The organism is Pseudogracilibacillus sp. SO30301A, assembly GCF_037072025.1.
In the GTDB taxonomy this organism is placed as follows: Bacteria; Bacillota; Bacilli; order Bacillales; family Amphibacillaceae; genus Pseudogracilibacillus.
This window is the reverse complement of sequence record NZ_JAXHDD010000009.1, coordinates 26545-43305: the sequence shown is the minus strand read 5'-3', so window position 1 is coordinate 43305 and position 16761 is coordinate 26545. Positions and strand designations below refer to the sequence as shown.

The window sequence follows — 16761 nt, the reverse complement described above, 5'->3', positions numbered from 1 at the left end:
TTCCGTGGGCGGCTGATGAGCCTCCTCGTCGCTACGCTCCTGCGTAGTCTCACCGAGGCCTTTCCTCCCACAGGAGTCTCCGTGTATTTCCTTCGCTGTAATGGTGAAGGTAACATCTACGCAGCTTGATACTGTCACAATAGTTGATTAGAGCCGGAGGACAGTCGACTCCTAGAAGCTAAAAGCGGTCACGTCCTGGGACTGTAGCTACGTTTTCGTCCCACCATAAAGATTTGTGACCAACGCCGGCAGCTAGCACGTCCTGTGCAGCGAAGGCTGAAGCATGCACTAAGGATGTGCCACTGCCCGAAGGCGAAAATCAACGGGGCAGCATCTAGGTTAACCGATAAATTATCAACTTAAGTCATTGGACAGTTTATGAAAATTAGTAATCAAGCTTACAAAATCAGTCGAAAGAAATTTAAATCATAGTTCTGAATTTTTCTATGCACAAACCTTTTTGCCCTGAAACTCCACACTATTTATTCCGCCTGCGCTGCTGTAATTAATGCCAATTTATAGACATCCTCCGTGCTACATCCTCTTGAGAGATCATTTACCGGTTTATTTAAACCTTGTAAAATGGGACCGACCGCTTCAAATCCACCGAGTCGCTCTGTTATTTTATACCCGATATTACCAGCTTCCAAGCTCGGAAAAACAAATACTGTCGCATCTCCTTTAATTTCAGAATCAGGAGCCTTTTTAGCCGCAACACTTGGAACAAATGCTGTATCAAATTGAAACTCTCCATCAATAATTAAGGAAGGTTGTTTCTCTTTTGCAAATTTAACTGCTTCAATTACTCTTTCTGTTTCTTCGGATTTAGCTGATCCTTTTGTTGAGAAACTTAACATTGCTACTCGTGGTTCAACATCAAACAGTTTAGACGTCCTAGCGCTCTCAACAGCGATCTCAGCTAAATCTTCACTCGTTGGAGCGATATTAATCGCACAATCAGCAAAAATATATTTTTCATCATTTCGTACCATGACAAAAACACCTGATGTTTTATTAATACCCTCTTTTGTTTTGATAATCTGTAAAGCGGGACGCACAGTATCTGATGTAGAATGAACTGCACCACTAACTAATCCGTCTGCTTCTTCCATTTGAACTAACATTGTGCCAAAGTAATTCTCGTCCTTTAACACATGTTCCGCTTCTTCTCTTTGTACTCGTCCATTTCTCCGCTCGAGGAAGGCATCGACCATCTCATTCCATTTTCCATAATCAGTTGGATTAATTACTTCACAACCAGCAATATTTACATCAAGCGATTCCGCTAACTGATTTACTTTATTTACATTTCCGATCAAAATAGGTCTAACTAAATTTTCATTTGCCAATCTGCATGCTGCAGTAATAATTCTTTCATCCGTTGCTTCAGGAAAAACAATGTTTTTTAATGCTTTTTTTTGTAAACTTTCTTTTAAACCGCGAAATAAATCACTCACTGTAGTATCCCCCACCTTTTTCTTTTACCCTAACGATTCATTTTACTTATATATTGAATTATTAGACAAGTTCAATTATATCAACGTTATAGGAAGTAATTCAAGAAATCTTTATGACAATTTTTCAAATGTCGAATTTCTTGCTTCAAGTGTGGTATAGTAGGGTTGTCTACAATACTCTATTCATACTGGAGGAAGATATTATGGTACAAGCAGTTGAAACCTTTGATGGTTGGTATAGTTTACATGATTTACGTACTATCGATTGGACTTCTTGGAAATATGCTCAAGAAGAGGAAAGACAAGAAGCAATTAAGGAGTTCACGGAACTTTTATCGAAATGGGAAAAAGTTGAAGATGATAAAAAAGGAAGTCATGCTTTTTATAAAGTCGTTGGTCAAAAAGCAGATTTTATCTTTATGTTTTTAAGACCTACGATGGAAGAATTAAACGAAATTGAAACTGAGCTAAATAAATCCAAGTTCGCTGAATATTTAATCCCTGCACATTCTTATGTGTCAGTAGTTGAAATTTCCCGTTATCAGCCAGAAAAGCCTGGAGAGGATCTTCTAAATTCTCCATACATTCAAGGACGACTTTATCCGACACTCCCTAAATGGGACTATATGTCGTTTTATCCTATGAATCGCAGACGTGAAGCAAACGATAATTGGTATACATTAGAAAAAGATGTCCGAGCAAAATTATTGTACGAACATAGTAAAACAGGTAGACAATATGCCGGAAAAGTACAACAAGTTGTTACAGGTTCAATCGGTTTTGATGATTGGGAATGGGGTGTAACGTTATTTGCACATGACGTTATTGAACTAAAAAAAATTGTCTATGAAATGCGTTTTGACGAAGTTAGTTCCCGTTACGGAGAATTTGGAGAGTTTTTTGTGGGAACAAAAATTACAAAAGAAGAATTACCAAAATACCTAGAAGTATAAAGAGAATTTGATAACTCAAATTCTCTTTTTTATATCTCCTATTCACCTACTCATATCATTGCTAGACATATCATATAATTACAGAAATGAGATCTTCAACAGAAGGTGAAAATATGTATCAACAGCGAGAAAGATATAATATCGTTAGTGTGATTACTCTTGGTCTAGCAATATTAATTGGATTCATTGCTATTCTTAAACTTTCCTTTTTATTAGTGCTATTTTCAATTTTACTTATAGCTATTAGCATCATTTGTGATGCTTTACTGCTCAATATATCATTTCAAAAATTTGAAGGTCTGAAGCAGCTAGCACGAGGTGTAATATTATTTTTTTTAATCACATTCTTATTTATCTTATATGTGAAAGGTTTATAATACCTTGATTAACCCATATCCTAATAAAATCCAACCAATTAAAAAAGCAACCCCGCCAAATGGCGTAATCATTGCTAAAGTCCGGACCCCACTAGTGGAGTATAAGTATAAACTTCCTGAGAATAATAAAATTCCTACCACAAACATCCAGCCAGCCCATAAAAGCGTGCTTGATTGTGTCTTTAATAATAAAATTCCAGTCAATAGAATACTAACCGTATGAAACATTTGATAATTTACCGCTTTTTCCCATGTCTTTAGCGCATTTTCAGAAATTTTGCCTTCCAATCCATGAGCTCCAAATGCTCCTAAAGCTACTGCTAAAAATCCATTAATTGCTCCAATTATAAACAAAACCTTCATCATTCATTTCCTCTCATATGCTAAAAGTCAAAAATTGAATCCCCATCTAAATCATTTATAGTATTTGTGGGAGATTCATTTGAAATTTGCGTTTTCAATATTAATTCTTTTTTACATGTTTCTTTGTTACTTTCTTCTAAAATTAATTCACTTAGTAATTTTATTTTGGAAATATGGTTAATTATTTGATCATTATTTTCGGCCTTTTTAATTTTACCAATTTCTTCTTCTATTTTCTTGATTACTGTTTCACTTGATATTTTCATCCAAATTACACCTCACCATGCTAGTTTTAGTATAACATTGTTTAAAACTGCGTAAAACTAAAACCACACAGAAAATAGCCTTATCTGAATTAAGATAAGACCTTATATCTTTAGTATTTTATTTCTTCTTCTATCTCTTCTTCTTTATGCTTTTCATACACCCATTTCAAAAATTCAATTTCTTGTTGTTTCAGTTCCCTGTCGAGTTTCTTCTTAGTCATCTCATACATCTCCATCCAACCAACCACACGACAGACCCCTTTCTTCAACTGACTCTTTCTCACATTATACAATTGACTAAATATTTTATCAATAGTTTTTGTTAAAAAATGTATTATAACAAAAATAGAAAGATTTCGCTATATGTTTAATAACTTGCGAAATCTTTCGAATAATTCGTTTATAGAGGATGTTCAAAAAGTCCGGTAAAAATGACACTGCGAATTTCGCACGAATGCTTGTTTCTCCGCCGCTCATGTATCTAAATGCATACATTCCGCTGACGGGAACTGCGCCGCCTCGAACTTATTGGTCCTTTTTGAACACGCACTTATATTAAACTCTTTCTGATTGATTACGACATTTTATTTTATAAAGAGCTTGCGATCTACATTAGCGAGCACTTCTACTCCACTATCAGTTACTCTGAAAGTCTCACTGATTTCAATACCGTACGTATCTAGCCAAATTCCGGGAATCATATGGAAAACCATATTTGGTTGTAAAACAGTTTTATCTCCAGATCTTAAACTTGCAGTATGCTCTCCCCAATCGGGTGGATAATTAAGTCCAGTAGAGTAGCCTATTCTTGACTCTTTTTCGAATCCTCTTTTTTCGATTGATTTTCTCCAAGCTAATTCTACTTCTTCACATGTCGCACCAGGCTTGACAGCGGCAAGTGCTTCTTCGATTCCTTCGATTGCAACATCTGCTAATTCTTCCATTTCAGACGTTGGTTTTCCGATTACTAGAGTTCGTGCTAGGGGAGAATGGTAGCGTTTATGACATCCGGCTAATTCTAAAATAACAGGCTCCCCTTTCTTATATTTCTCATCTGTCCAAGTTAAATGACAGGCAGATGTTTTCTCGCCAGATGGAAGCAGTGGAACAATCGACGTATAATCTCCGCCAAATTCTTCTGTACCGGAAATCTGAGTATGTAAAATATCTGCTACGACATCGCATTCTCTGACACCTGCATTTATTCTTTCAATTCCTTTATACATTGTTTCTGTTACAATCGTTGCTGCACGTTTTATGAGTTCAATTTCTTTATCAGATTTAATAATACGAATCCAATTTATTAGACTTGTACCATCGACAAATTTTGCATTTGGAAGTTGCTTGGTTAATTGAATATAATTTTTAGCTGTAAAATAGTAAGCATCATATTCAGCAGCAATGGTTTTATTAGATAAACCTTTCTCTTCTATTATATTAGCAACAAAGTCCATTGGATGTTTTACAGTTGATTGTACATGGTCATCTGAATATGAAAGGATATTTTTACTATCTAACCAAGTAGTAATTTCTGCAGCACTAGCGTCAATTCCCCGACCTATCCAAATCGGTTCTTCTTCTTCGGCGATGACGATTAATAATTGGTGTACATAAAATGACCAAGCGTCAAATCCTGTTAAATAGTTCATGTTTGCGGGATCAGTTACTAACAAAACATCAATCCCTTGTTGTTCCATGCTTTCTTTTGTTTTGGTTAATCTTGATTTGTACTCCGCTTTCGTAAAAGTTAACATAATATCCTACCTTTCTTACTGTTTTTTATGAGTTAATTAATATCGATAATAACTAGTCGCTTTACCACAAAATCCATAAACTGCGACATAAGAGTCTACATGTTATCTATGTATCAACTCAAGTCTGGGGGCGACTCATATATTGCGAATCGACTCGACTTCTTGGGAAATGACTCGACATGTTTGAGTTCGACTCGACTTCTTGGGAATCGACTCGACTTCTTGGGAATCGACTCGACATCTTCGAAATCGACTCGACTTCTTGGGAATCGACTCGACGTCTTCGAAATCGACTCGACGTCTTGGGAATCGACTCGACATCTTCGAAATCGACTCGACTTCTTGGGAATCGACTCGACTTCTTGGGAATCGACTCGACATCTTCGAAATCGACTCGACGTCTTGGGAATCGACTCGACTTCTTCGAAATCGACTCGACATCTTGATAAATGACTCGACATGTTCGAAATCGACTCGACTTCTTGGTAAATGACTCGACATGTTCGAAATCGACTCGACATCTTGGAGAGCGAGTATTTCTTTCATAGTTATGCCGCAGTTCACTTCAACTACAAACCATTGAAAGTTCAGAGAAGTATCTAATTTTTGGACAAGAAAAAGGAGCCCAATTCAAATGGTTTAATAAATGAGATCAGACTCCTTATGAAATATGTGTTAAAAAGGAATAGCAAGTCTTATTTACTTTTTATTTCCTTTTATTAATCTCCTAACTCTGCTTCAGCTTCTTCAATTTCTTTTTCGATTATTTCTAAAATCTCCTTAGCTGTTTCACTTTCTGCTGCATACTTTTCTCTTACAGGTAAAGATAGTTCCTTAAATGCTTCTCTTTGTTCAGACGTTAACTCGATAATTTCAATATCTTCTTTTTGAGCAGCTTCAAGAGCTTTTTGTGACTCCTCATCTTGCATAGTGAAAGACCATTCGTTTACTTCATCAACAACTTCGCGGATGAGCTCTTGATCTTCTTCAGACAACCCTTCAAAAAAGTCTTGGTTTGCAGCGGTTACTGTCGTGTAAATATGGTGTTTGGAATCCATCAAGAAATCTTGCACTTCTAGGAAGTTACTGCTAATAATATAGAATAATGGGTTTTCCTGTGCATCAATTCCATTTGTTTGAAGCATTGTATAAATTTCACCGGAATCAGTCGGAGTAGGGTTTGCACCCATGTATTCATATGATTCTATAATTAAGTTTGACGGCATTGTTCGTAATTTTACACCCTTCATTTCTTCCGGTGTAGAAATTTGTTTATTTCCTGTCCACCACATAAACCCTTCTAGCCAGAATTTAAATGGCGTGAGACCTTGTTCTTCATATTTCTCGGCTAACGGGCCATATAATGCTTCACTTTCGTTCAAGACTTTCTTGTTAACTTCTAAGCTATCAGAGAACAAAAATGGTATTGACATAATATTAGATTCTGGGATCACGTCTCCCGAGAATCCTGGAGATGTAATTGCAATTTCAATTGCTCCTGTTTGGAGAGATTGTAGCACGTCCATATTTGTTCCAAGCGTACCCGCCGTAAATACATCAACTGTGATTCTTCCATCCGTTTTTTCTTCAATTAGTTCCTTAAACTTATTTGCGTAGAGATCTTGTACATCCCCTTGCCCTTCTTCATGAGCAAATTTTAGAACTAACTCTTCCCCACCCGAGGCAGCATCATTATCTCCACTATCTGCTTTATCATCGGAACCTGCATCGCCATTTCCACCACATGCTACTAAAGCAATTGATAAAATGAACATTAATAATAATAAATAAAACTCATTTTTCTTATACAAATAATTTCCTCCTTTTATTTTTATCACTTTTAAGACCCCCACTTATTATAGGAAAACGGAACACCTCCCAAATCTTGGTTATTCACCATTTATTAGCCACCTTTCGATGTTCCAAAAATATTTTGATATACCATAATTATTTCTGGATAAACAATTAATAGCGCGTTAATTGCGATAAATATAATAATATAAGGGACAATCCCTTTTACAACATCCAGATAAGGCTTTTTAAATATTGCACTAGCCGTAAATATATTAACTCCAAATGGAGGAGTTACTGTACCGAGTGTAGCTTGCATCGTAATTAAAATACCAACAGCAACTGGATGAACGTCAGCTGCCGAAGCAATCGGGAAAAAAATTGGTGTTAAAATTGCAATTGCTACTAATGAGTCCACGAACATACAAGAAACTAAGAAAAACAGTGACATTATTAACAAAATCTCAAGCTGAGACGGATTAGAGCTAAGTACGGTTTCCGTAAGCGCTTGGGGTATTCTTAAATACGATATAATCCAAGAAAAAGCCCCACCTGCAGCAAGCAAGATAAAAACAATACTTGTAACAACCCCAGTTGAAACAGCAATTCGGTAAATATCCCTAAGTTTAACCGATCTATAAATTACAACTTCTAGTAAAAACGCATATAGAACGGAAAATGCTGCTGCTTCCGTCGGACTAAACATCCCTGAATAAATTCCCCCTAAAATAAGGACAGGAAATCCAAAAGTCAGAATGGCTTTTCTGAATGATTTCCAGCGTTGACCCCATGTTGCTTTTGGTTCTACAGGAATGTCTTTTTTAATCGCGATAAAATATTCCCAAATTGAGAAGCCGGCAAATACCATTAACCCAGGAATGATCCCTGCCACAAATAAATCACCAATAGAAGTACCCGTTAACATCCCATAATAAATCATTACGATACTTGGTGGAATTAAAATAGCAATCCCTGCTGAGTTTACAATATTTCCAATGATGTGCGAATCACTGTAACCATATTGGAGTGCGCGTTCTCGTATTGGTCTTCCGATTGCAGCAATCGTTGCTTGAGCTGATCCTGATACGGAACCAAAGATTGTACTTGTCGCTGCTGCAACAATTCCGGTTCCCCCACGAACATGACCGATTAAGTCATTAACAAAATCAAGCAATCTCTTTGCTGTTCGACCTTCCACCATAATATCTGCAGCGAAAATAAACATAGGTATCGCTAACAACACATATGACTCTATACTGCTTGAAAGCTGCTGACTAAACATAACAAGATCCAAGTTAGGAGCATATATAAGCATCATCAACAATGCTGGCACGATCAACACAATCATCATAGGAAAATTTAAAAATAACAAGATAAAAAGTATAGCAATCATATACCACATAGCATCTTATCCCTCCTTTCTTTGTTTTTTGTCACTCTTTTTCAGCTATTCTCTTTCCGAAATCGATAAAATAACGAACGCTTGCCAGAAAGAACCCGATTGGAATGACCATCATTGTTAAATACAATGGCCAGCGTAATATCGTAGTCACTTGACCGGTAGTATGCAAGTGCTGAACATATTGAATAGCTAAATACGTACAAAAAATGAGAACAAGAGCAGATATTAAATTTACAAAAATCCCTAGAATTCGTTGCGCTTTTTTAGGCAATAAATCATAAAGTCCAGACATTTCGATATGCATTCCTTTTCGTGCAGCATATCCTAAACCCATAAATGTCATAACAATAATCCCCCATTTTCCAATTTCCTCTGTAAAAGGCCAACTTTTATTAAAGAAAGAACGGCTAATTGCATTACTTACTAACATCACGCTCATTAAAATAGTTGTAATACTTAATATTCCTGCTTCAACTTTCTCCAACGTTTTATCAGCAACTCGTAAAGCTCGCATGTTGCCACCCCCTCCGCTAAGAAACTTTATTTTGTTTCTTTTCAAAATTTTTCTCACATCATCTATCAAACAACTGGCCACAATTTTTTAATTTACTACCTATTTGACTTATTCTTAAAGCATGCCAGAAAGTTGCTTGATTAGATGTAATAACCGGTTTTTGTAAATCTTCCTCCAATACTTCGATTAAAGGAACAGCTGAAAGTCCTGTACAGGATAAAAACACTGCATCAGCGTCAGCTGTATTTACCTCCGTGGCCATTTGAAAAATGGAATCTATACCGAGGTTTGAAATTGTATAATCATTCATAATTCCTAATCCTGTTATATTGGTTATAGTTAGACCACTTTCAGTGAAATATTGATAAGCTAATTTGTTAACTTCCTCTGAGTAGGGGGTTGCAATAGCAATATTATTAATTTGTAGGGCTTTACAAGCTTCTACAACTGCAGTTGCGGTTGTTGTACATGGGACTTTGGCAATTTGTTCCATTTGCTTAACAAGTTCACGATCGTAATTGGCACCGTTTACAAAACTGCCACTTGTGCAGCCAAATGCAATTGCATTTAATGGGGCTTGTGCAAGCAATTTTGTTGCATCTAACAGATCCTCTTTTAAACCTTTTAAATCGTCTACAGTAAAATTATTTGGATCTTCGGATAACGCAACTCTTGTAGTGTGGGTGGTTACACCTTTTGGAGCCATATTAGCAAACTCCACTTCCATCGAATAAGCTGATGCTATATAAATTAATCCAATTTTTCCTCTCCAACCATAGGGGGCATATTCCAATTGTATTCTCTCCTATCTGCTTCTTCTAAAGGTTGTTTTCTTACAGCTATAAATGTGTGGTACTAGTAAGGAATAGGAACTTTTATTTCTTCTTATTATAAAAATCTATACGTACTAAATCAACGTGAAATATGTATGAAATATAAAAATCATTATTAGACAATTTGTTTAATTTAAGTAATTAATCCGTATATATTCTACTTCTCCAACAGCAATGGTTTATGATTGTAGCTTAAAAGTAGAATCGAATACAGCTGCATGTATATTATCTTGAATATGGCTAGTGTAGCTTTACTTCTCTTTGTTTTTTTATCAAAAAAGGTCGAGGGTGCAAGCCCCTCGACCGATTCAAAAACCATAGGTGTCGCATTTACAATATTATTTTCCATGAAACTCCCGATGTAGTTCTCGAACTTGTTCCGCAAGATCGGGAACTGGCCCATCAACTACCGCATCCCGAAGCACATCTTCAATCGGCAGGTTCCGAACAGGCGACGGATCAACTCCCATTTCACTCATCCACTCTGCAAGTTGCTCGGACGAACTTGCATACACAATCCGCCCTAAACCCACCCAACCATGAGCCGCTGCACACATCGGGCAATGTTCACCTGAAGTATAAACAATCGCCTTGCTTCTTTCTTCTGGTGTCATATTCTCTGCTGCCCAACGTGCGATAGCGAACTCTGGATGCTGTGTGTGATCCCCACTTGCCACATGGTTATGGTCTTCAAAAAGTACCTCTCCTTCTGCTGAGACGAGGACAGAACCAAATGGATCGTCGCCTTTTTCGAGAGCAATTTGTGCTAATTCGACACAACGGCGTAAATGCTTCCTATCTGTGTCAGTTATCATATTTTAGTCCTCCTTCATTTTATGAATCCATATTTTAGATATGTCCCCATTCATTTTACAAGCTTTCCGATTCCTTGAGAACCACCCGTTTTTCGATTCTCTCTGCAACCTTAGAAAATAAAATATTCCAGCAATAATCAGGATACCACCAACGGCTTCCACTAGTGTAATCATCTCATTTAAGAGGAAAATTGCTAAAAAGAAGCTCCTATTGGTTCTCCTAACGTAGCCATGGACACAGTTGTTGTATTGACATAATTTAATAGCATATTGAAAATGATGTACGCTCCTGTTGGAAAAATGGCGAGCATGATGAAGACGATCCAGTCATTTGTACCATAACCAATAAAAGCGATCCCGCCAATTAAATTAAAGATAACAACAGTAACTCCAGCCACCAAGAAAACTAGAAAGCTATATACCCAATGATTAATTGATTTTACATTTCGTTGACCGATCATTAAATATAGAACAACAGAAACAACCGCAAAGAAAGATAGCATATTTCCTAACAATGCACCACTGCCGCCTCCAAAGTACCCAATAATAGGAAACACGAGTCATTCTTTATATTCAATTATCACATATACAACTACAATCTTAAAAGTCGGAGTGAGTGGTTTATTATGGGTGGGGATGAGACAAATGGGAAACACGCTGCAATCGGTAGCTTTCTTGGTGGTTTATTTTACGGTCTCTTAGTGCTAGTCAGTAATATCGCCATTTATCAGAACATAGATATCATTGCAACGCAACAAATGCATCATTAGGATTGGCGAGTGTAATATCTCCACTATTGGTATTTCATAATTGGGGTACCTAGTTATGAAAAGTATTTCTAATTCTAATCATAAAAGACATGTGCTTAATTCTTACAAAGACCTCTCAAGAACGCCAGTAAGACCATTGAAAAAACTCACTATTTTCTAATACATAAAATACTAATCAAAATTCAGAAATTTGCATGAAAAAAGATGAGACTCGCCATCCCTTTTCCTTTCTTAAAGGTTTTCCTTCCTCTCTAATTCAATCTTCTGTGAGAATCTCTACAATCGTTCGACCACTTCCGGAATTTCTTCTATAAAAATATTGCAAATCCCAACACAAGCACAACTTTATCCCTCTTATCAATCAATTTTGATTAACATCATCATTTCTCCCTTCTTCTGGTACCAAATTAATTATAATTTTGGCGCTTTTCATTATAACGGAATCTTATAATATTATATTAATACTAAAAATGGGAGGCATTATAAAATGGAATCATTAACTAAAAGTACAGAAGAATTTCAAGATAAACGAAATATATTCATCCCTTGAGGAGTTAGTTTGGAGATTTACACATTACCCGGAATTTCCAGGGGGCGTTAATTAAGGACATCGAAGGAAATTAATTATCAACTTTGCAGGGGCAAGCAGGGGCAATTGATACTTTAGTTGGACACACGCATCCCAAAGTAACAGAAGCGGTTAAAAAACAAATGGATAAATTTTTACACCTGTATTAACGTCATAATGTATGAAGGCTATATTGAGCTTGCCGAAAAACTTTGTGAAATTACACCTAAAAACAAAGCAAGCACTGCTCTTAAATTCAGATGCAGAGACGGTGGAAAATACTGTTAAAGCAGCTCGTAAATATACAGGTAGACAAGACGGTGTCTCGTTCATTCGAGGACTCCATAGCCGTACAAAGTAAAGCCTTATAAGATTGGCATTGGTTCATTCGCGCCAGAAGTCTATCAAGCTCCATTCCCTTATCCATATCAGAGACCAAAATCATTATCAGAAGATGAATATACCAACCGAGTCATTTAGGATTTGAAAGACTTTTTTGCAGAAATGGTTGCGCCAGAAACTGTCGGTTGGAACGACGGAGCACCATCTACTACCCATGCGCCATTTGGAGGAACGAAAGAAAGTGGAATCGGTAGTAAAGATGAGAGTGAGGGAGTCGAGCCTTATTTAGAAACTATATATTTATCGATTGGAAATCTATAAGATCATTTTAAATGTCCTCCAACTTGCTCCTTGGCGGATAATAACTTATAAATGGAGTTTTTATAAAAAGAGTTTCAACTTATAAATCCTATCTTAGAATAGAAGGGCTTTTGATAAATTGCATTGTTAACATGATATAAAAAAATTAAAGAAATACATTAATGAGTGTTTCATTCACATATAAAGCAAGCCCACTTCATTCTGAACTGAATTAAAAATTTTAAACTTAAGATCAAGATAAACAAGGGGTGTTTTTTTATGAGTAAGAAAAATACAGGGGGTAATACATTCACTAAATCCATATCCATGACCGATGTTCTCTTCCTTTCAATGGGTGCCATGCTTGGTTGGGCGTGGGTTGTTATGTCAGGGGTTTGGATTAGTAATGCTGGCTTTCTAGGTACAGCAATCGCCTTTGGACTAGGTGGTTCGTTGGTTATTTTCATTGGGCTCACCTATGCAGAACTTGCAGCCGCAATACCAGAAGCTGGTGGGGGAATGGTCTTTGTTCTCCGTGCCTTCCCGCGTCACCGAAATCTAGGTTACTTAGCAGCCTGGAGTGTGCTGTTTGGTTATGTTTCAGTTATTACGTTTGAAGCAGTTGCTCTGCCAACTGTAATTGATTATATTATTCCAGTAACTCATCAAGGTTATATGTGGAGCTTGGATGGATTTGAAATTTATTTCACGTGGGCATTGATTGGTTCCATCGGGTCTTTACTACTTACATCACTTAATTATTTCGGAATCAAGCCAGCGACTATTGCACAAAACATACTTACAGCAGCTGTTGTCCTGATTGGATTGGTACTTGTTTGTGGCGGAATTGGAAACGGTAACACAGAATATCTTCAACCACTATTTGGTGAAGGTATCAGCGGTATCATGACTGTATTAATTATGATCCCGTTTTTATTTGTTGGATTTGATGTTATTCCACAAATTGCTTCAGAGGTAAAAGCTCCACCTAAATTTATCGGAAAAATTCTTATCATTTCTATTATTGTAGCGATTATCTTTTATATTTTAATTGCTTTTGGCGTTGCGGTAGGACTTACACCAGCTGAACTTACGACTTCTAGTCTAGCAACAGCTGATGCGATGGGGAATTTATTTAATAGTCAAGCATTCGCTAATATTATTGTAATCGCAGGGGTTGCCGGAATCATTACAAGTTGGAATGCATTCATTATCGGGGGTAGCCGTATTTTATATGCGATGGCAGTCCGTGATATGATCCCGAGATGGTTTGCCTATATTCATCCAAGATTCAAGACACCGACTCACGGTATCGTCTTCCTAGGATTACTTGGATTTTTTGCACCTTTATTAGGTCATTCTGCATTAAATTGGTTTGTAAATGCGGGTGGAATTGGAATCGTACTAGGTTATCTCATCGTATCGATTTCATTCCTTACATTACGCAAGTTGGAGCCAGAATTAGAACGCCCATATAAAATTCAATATGGAAAAACAGCTGGGATTCTAGCAATTCTATTAAGTATTCTATTTATTTCATTCTACATGCCAGGAATGCCTTCTTCTCTTGTATGGCCAATCGAATGGCTTATTGTTGGAGGCTGGTACATGATAGGTATGATCCTTTACTTTTTAGGGAAGAGTAGGATATCAAAAAAAGAAGATAAAAAAGCAGGATAAGAAAATGAATGAGAAGACAAGTTCACTGGTACAATATTTTACTAGACTAATGAACTTGTCTTTCTCTTATTTATTTAACCATTAATTATGCCCTATTATTCTCCTTACACCAATCTAAAATAAATGGGGCTATTGTTTTTGTTACAGTTTTAAGACTGTCTAAGTCAATATATTCATTTAGTGCATGCATATTCGCTCCGCTTGACCCATCCACGTCGCAGGTATATCACTCGCCAAATGCATGAAGATCAGTAGTAGCGATGTATTCTAATGATTCCATTTCTTCATTTGTTGTTATTTATGTGCTAAGCAATACAATTTCTTTACTTTTTCTTGAACATCTGATGAATCCGGTTCCTGGTAAAACCCTATTCTAGCCTCAAACATATATTCTATTAGCCCAAGTTTCGATTCAAAGGTTACTAAATCCCCGTGTAGCAACATTTTCGTTTTTTATTTAGTCACTACAACCTTTTTTAGTTTATTCTATAAATTAGTTTACTGTATTGATAATAAGAAAATTTCACCCCTTCTTTATTCCAAGATAACAGTAAAGGAAAAAGTGGAAAATGATCAAATTTTCGTTTGGTCACTACAATTGCAAATATTAAATTGAGATCCTTTAACAACAGGGTTTATAAGTACTAAAAAGGTCCATTTTGATCTAAAAAATATTATTATGCCGAAACTTGGGTTAGGGACACTAGAAAGGCGGTCTCCTCCATATGGAATGAATATATTCATCGTTTGTCCATATGACGAACATTTAGTGAGAATACCACTTTACCTGGGATGCAAATTGCAACAACTGGAGTACAGAAAGACGGGCTATCGTTGCTGTGATACATAGTTAGTTTCTAATTAGAGATTAGTTGAAAAAGTGTTTTATACGGCATGGAGCATGTGAAGAAGAGGTCAGCTTTTAACCTTTAGTTGACATCTTTTTTAGTTTGGAGAGTGTTCAACAGCAATTCTACCAAAGTTTGGAGCACTTTTTTTATGACATAATAATTAAGTGGTTCGATATTTAGTTTAATACTCCTCCAACTTTGCATAAATGTTTTCTTAATTTAGAGCACCTTTGGAAGTTTAGTTTTCTCCTATCTTTTTAAACTATTTAAGCGGAAAAATTAACACTCGGAAACTTATCCAAGTCATAAAAAAAAGGGGGAGTATATGGTAACTCCACCTGTATTTTTGTTTTTATTTATTATATACTGCCTGGATCGAGTCATTAACAATTGTAACTATATCATCCATTTGCTTTTTATTAATAATAAATGGTGGAGCAAATGCTAATGTGTCTTGCCCATCATAGACAACGGAACGGCAGATTAAGCCTCTCTTTAATGCTTCTTCAACAACTTTAGGCCCAACTGGAACTACTTCAGCTAACTCTCTTTCCAGGCTAATAGCTCCGAGTAGCCCTATTCCTCTAACATCAATTACGTTTTCATTTTGTTCTTGGATCCATTTGAAACCTTTAACCATTTCTTCACCCATCGTTCGAACATTTTCGATTAGATTTTCATTTTTAATAATTTCTAAGTTCTTTAACGCTACAGCAGCTGCTGTCGGGTGACCACTATACGTGTAGCCGTGCCAGAAGTTTCCTTCCGTTTTTTCATAGATTTCTTTGTGAAGTTTTTCGGAAATAACCATTCCTCCAAGAGGGGCATAACCACTTGTTACCCCTTTTGCCATCGTAATAATGTCTGGTGTAATTCCGAAGTTCTCCATCCCAAAGTTTGTTCCGGTACGACCAAATCCGCAAATTACTTCATCAGAAATCATTAGAATGTCATTTTCATCACAAATTTTACGAATTTCCTCAAAATAACCTTCAGTCGGTAAATTAACCCCTCCTGAACCTTGAACAGGCTCGGAGATAAAGGCGGCTATTGTATCAGCACCTTCTGTTTCGATCATTTCTTTCAACGACTCTATTGTACTGTCAACATAATAAAAATCTGGTGCAATAGATGTTGTAAACGTGTGGAACTCTGGTATTCCTGTTGCACTAGTTGCTCCCATTGCAACTCCATGATAGGACTTTTTTCTTGAAATAATTTTCTTCTTTTCGGGACGTCCGTTTATCTTCCAGTAATGACGTACTGTTTTAAAAGCGGTGTCATTTGCTTCAGAACCTCCGGAAGTAAAGAAGGTTACATTTAAATCTCCTGGAGTCCATTTCGCTACCTCTGCTGCAAGTCGGATAACCGGCTCATGACTCCAGTTACTGAAGGCAGATGTGAAAGCTAATTTACCCATTTGCTCCTTTGCTACTTCACCAAGTTCTTCTCTGCCATGACCAATATTAACATTCCAAAGCGAGGACAAACTGTCAATTAATTTTCGGCCCTCTACATCTTTTAAATAAATTCCGTCTCCTTCTGTAAAGATAAAAGTTGGACCATCCTCTTGTAATTGTTTCATATTTGAAGTCGGATGGATAAAGTGTTTTTTATCCAGCTCCGCCAATTCCTGTTTTAACTTGTTATCTGTTGTAGTTGAAGCCATTTTTTATTTCCTCCCTTTATGTTCATGTAACTTAACCAATCAGTACAATCCAATAA

16 protein-coding genes and 1 pseudogene are annotated in these 16761 nt (G+C 36.6%); 6 read left to right on the top strand and 11 right to left on the bottom strand.

All coding sequences use genetic code 11. The annotated features are described in order from the left end of the window. Window positions 1-482 precede the first annotated feature (482 nt). Complete coding sequence (pta, locus tag SPD89_RS06845; protein WP_336261213.1) at window positions 483-1457, bottom strand: phosphate acetyltransferase; 975 nt, start codon at window positions 1455-1457, stop codon at window positions 483-485. Between the two features lie 203 nt (window positions 1458-1660). On the opposite strand from pta, the gene hemQ reads away from it, so the two are divergent. Both hemQ and SPD89_RS06835 read left to right on the top strand, forming a co-directional pair. Beyond that, the gene (gene hemQ / locus SPD89_RS06840) at window positions 1661-2410 is read left to right on the top strand and encodes a hydrogen peroxide-dependent heme synthase (RefSeq protein ID WP_336261212.1); all 750 of its coding nucleotides are present in this window, start codon (window positions 1661-1663) and stop codon (window positions 2408-2410) included. 113 nt (window positions 2411-2523) lie between these two features. Beyond that, complete coding sequence (locus SPD89_RS06835) at window positions 2524-2787, top strand: hypothetical protein (RefSeq protein ID WP_336261211.1); 264 nt, start codon at window positions 2524-2526, stop codon at window positions 2785-2787. On the opposite strand, the gene SPD89_RS06830 is transcribed toward SPD89_RS06835, so the two are convergent. The 9 genes from SPD89_RS06830 to SPD89_RS06790 form a co-directional block, all read right to left on the bottom strand. Then, window positions 2782-3150: a DUF423 domain-containing protein gene (locus SPD89_RS06830; protein ID WP_336261271.1), complete on the bottom strand. Its 369-nt coding sequence runs from the start codon at window positions 3148-3150 to the stop codon at window positions 2782-2784. The genes SPD89_RS06835 and SPD89_RS06830 overlap by 6 nt on opposite strands. Before the next feature lie 20 nt (window positions 3151-3170). Then, window positions 3171-3416, bottom strand: a complete 246-nt coding sequence (locus tag SPD89_RS06825) for a DUF5327 family protein (RefSeq protein ID WP_336261210.1) — start codon at window positions 3414-3416, stop codon at window positions 3171-3173. A 584-nt stretch (window positions 3417-4000) separates the two neighbouring features. Next, window positions 4001-5170 carry a M24 family metallopeptidase gene (locus SPD89_RS06820; RefSeq protein WP_336261209.1) on the bottom strand — a complete coding sequence of 390 codons (1170 nt, stop codon included), beginning with the start codon at window positions 5168-5170 and terminating at the stop codon, window positions 4001-4003. A 719-nt stretch (window positions 5171-5889) separates the two neighbouring features. Next, window positions 5890-6981 (bottom strand): TRAP transporter substrate-binding protein DctP, encoded by a 1092-nt coding sequence (dctP, locus tag SPD89_RS06815; protein WP_336261208.1) that lies wholly within the window; start codon window positions 6979-6981, stop codon window positions 5890-5892. Between the two features lie 92 nt (window positions 6982-7073). Then, the gene (locus tag SPD89_RS06810; RefSeq protein WP_336261207.1) at window positions 7074-8363 is read right to left on the bottom strand and encodes a TRAP transporter large permease; all 1290 of its coding nucleotides are present in this window, start codon (window positions 8361-8363) and stop codon (window positions 7074-7076) included. Window positions 8364-8394: 31 nt separating this feature from the next. Continuing rightward, window positions 8395-8877, bottom strand: coding sequence for a TRAP transporter small permease (locus tag SPD89_RS06805; RefSeq protein WP_336261206.1), 483 nt, complete (start codon window positions 8875-8877; stop codon window positions 8395-8397). Window positions 8878-8935: 58 nt separating this feature from the next. Next, window positions 8936-9670, bottom strand: coding sequence for a maleate cis-trans isomerase family protein (locus SPD89_RS06800; protein WP_336261205.1), 735 nt, complete (start codon window positions 9668-9670; stop codon window positions 8936-8938). Window positions 9671-10048: 378 nt separating this feature from the next. Then, a complete protein-coding gene (locus tag SPD89_RS06795; protein WP_336261204.1) occupies window positions 10049-10525 on the bottom strand; it encodes a nucleoside deaminase in 477 nt (158 codons plus the stop codon). A 194-nt stretch (window positions 10526-10719) separates the two neighbouring features. Beyond that, window positions 10720-11040, bottom strand: coding sequence for an EamA family transporter (locus SPD89_RS06790; RefSeq protein WP_336261203.1), 321 nt, complete (start codon window positions 11038-11040; stop codon window positions 10720-10722). 111 nt (window positions 11041-11151) lie between these two features. Here SPD89_RS06790 and SPD89_RS06785 point away from each other — a divergent pair, with 111 nt between their 5' ends. The 4 genes and pseudogenes from SPD89_RS06785 (at window position 11152) to SPD89_RS06770 (ending at window position 14185) form a co-directional block, all read left to right on the top strand. Beyond that, window positions 11152-11295 (top strand): hypothetical protein, encoded by a 144-nt coding sequence (locus SPD89_RS06785; protein ID WP_336261202.1) that lies wholly within the window; start codon window positions 11152-11154, stop codon window positions 11293-11295. Window positions 11296-12062: 767 nt separating this feature from the next. Next, window positions 12063-12224, top strand: coding sequence for a hypothetical protein (locus tag SPD89_RS06780; protein WP_336261201.1), 162 nt, complete (start codon window positions 12063-12065; stop codon window positions 12222-12224). A gap of 161 nt (window positions 12225-12385) precedes the next feature. Next, a pseudogene (locus tag SPD89_RS06775) lies at window positions 12386-12526 on the top strand (aldehyde dehydrogenase family protein); the annotation flags it as partial. A gap of 258 nt (window positions 12527-12784) precedes the next feature. Beyond that, window positions 12785-14185, top strand: coding sequence for an APC family permease (locus tag SPD89_RS06770; protein WP_336261200.1), 1401 nt, complete (start codon window positions 12785-12787; stop codon window positions 14183-14185). A 1203-nt stretch (window positions 14186-15388) separates the two neighbouring features. Here SPD89_RS06770 and SPD89_RS06765 read toward each other — a convergent pair. After that, on the bottom strand, window positions 15389-16705 hold the full coding sequence (locus SPD89_RS06765; protein WP_336261199.1) for an aminotransferase family protein: 1317 nt from the start codon (window positions 16703-16705) through the stop codon (window positions 15389-15391). Window positions 16706-16761 lie beyond the last annotated feature (56 nt).

What these genes read in the sequence shown, in the direction of transcription:
- hemQ (WP_336261212.1), top strand. Translation starts at nt 1,661, where the DNA reads ATGGTACAAGCAGTTGAAACCTTTGATGGTTGGTATAGTTTACATGAT.
- SPD89_RS06835 (WP_336261211.1), top strand. Translation starts at nt 2,524, where the DNA reads ATGTATCAACAGCGAGAAAGATATAATATCGTTAGTGTGATTACTCTT.
- SPD89_RS06830 (WP_336261271.1), bottom strand. Translation starts at nt 3,150, where the DNA reads ATGAAGGTTTTGTTTATAATTGGAGCAATTAATGGATTTTTAGCAGTA.
- SPD89_RS06825 (WP_336261210.1), bottom strand. Translation starts at nt 3,416, where the DNA reads ATGAAAATATCAAGTGAAACAGTAATCAAGAAAATAGAAGAAGAAATT.
- SPD89_RS06820 (WP_336261209.1), bottom strand. Translation starts at nt 5,170, where the DNA reads ATGTTAACTTTTACGAAAGCGGAGTACAAATCAAGATTAACCAAAACA.
- SPD89_RS06810 (WP_336261207.1), bottom strand. Translation starts at nt 8,363, where the DNA reads ATGTGGTATATGATTGCTATACTTTTTATCTTGTTATTTTTAAATTTT.
- SPD89_RS06805 (WP_336261206.1), bottom strand. Translation starts at nt 8,877, where the DNA reads ATGCGAGCTTTACGAGTTGCTGATAAAACGTTGGAGAAAGTTGAAGCA.
- SPD89_RS06795 (WP_336261204.1), bottom strand. Translation starts at nt 10,525, where the DNA reads ATGATAACTGACACAGATAGGAAGCATTTACGCCGTTGTGTCGAATTA.
- SPD89_RS06785 (WP_336261202.1), top strand. Translation starts at nt 11,152, where the DNA reads ATGGGTGGGGATGAGACAAATGGGAAACACGCTGCAATCGGTAGCTTT.
- SPD89_RS06770 (WP_336261200.1), top strand. Translation starts at nt 12,785, where the DNA reads ATGAGTAAGAAAAATACAGGGGGTAATACATTCACTAAATCCATATCC.
- SPD89_RS06765 (WP_336261199.1), bottom strand. Translation starts at nt 16,705, where the DNA reads ATGGCTTCAACTACAACAGATAACAAGTTAAAACAGGAATTGGCGGAG.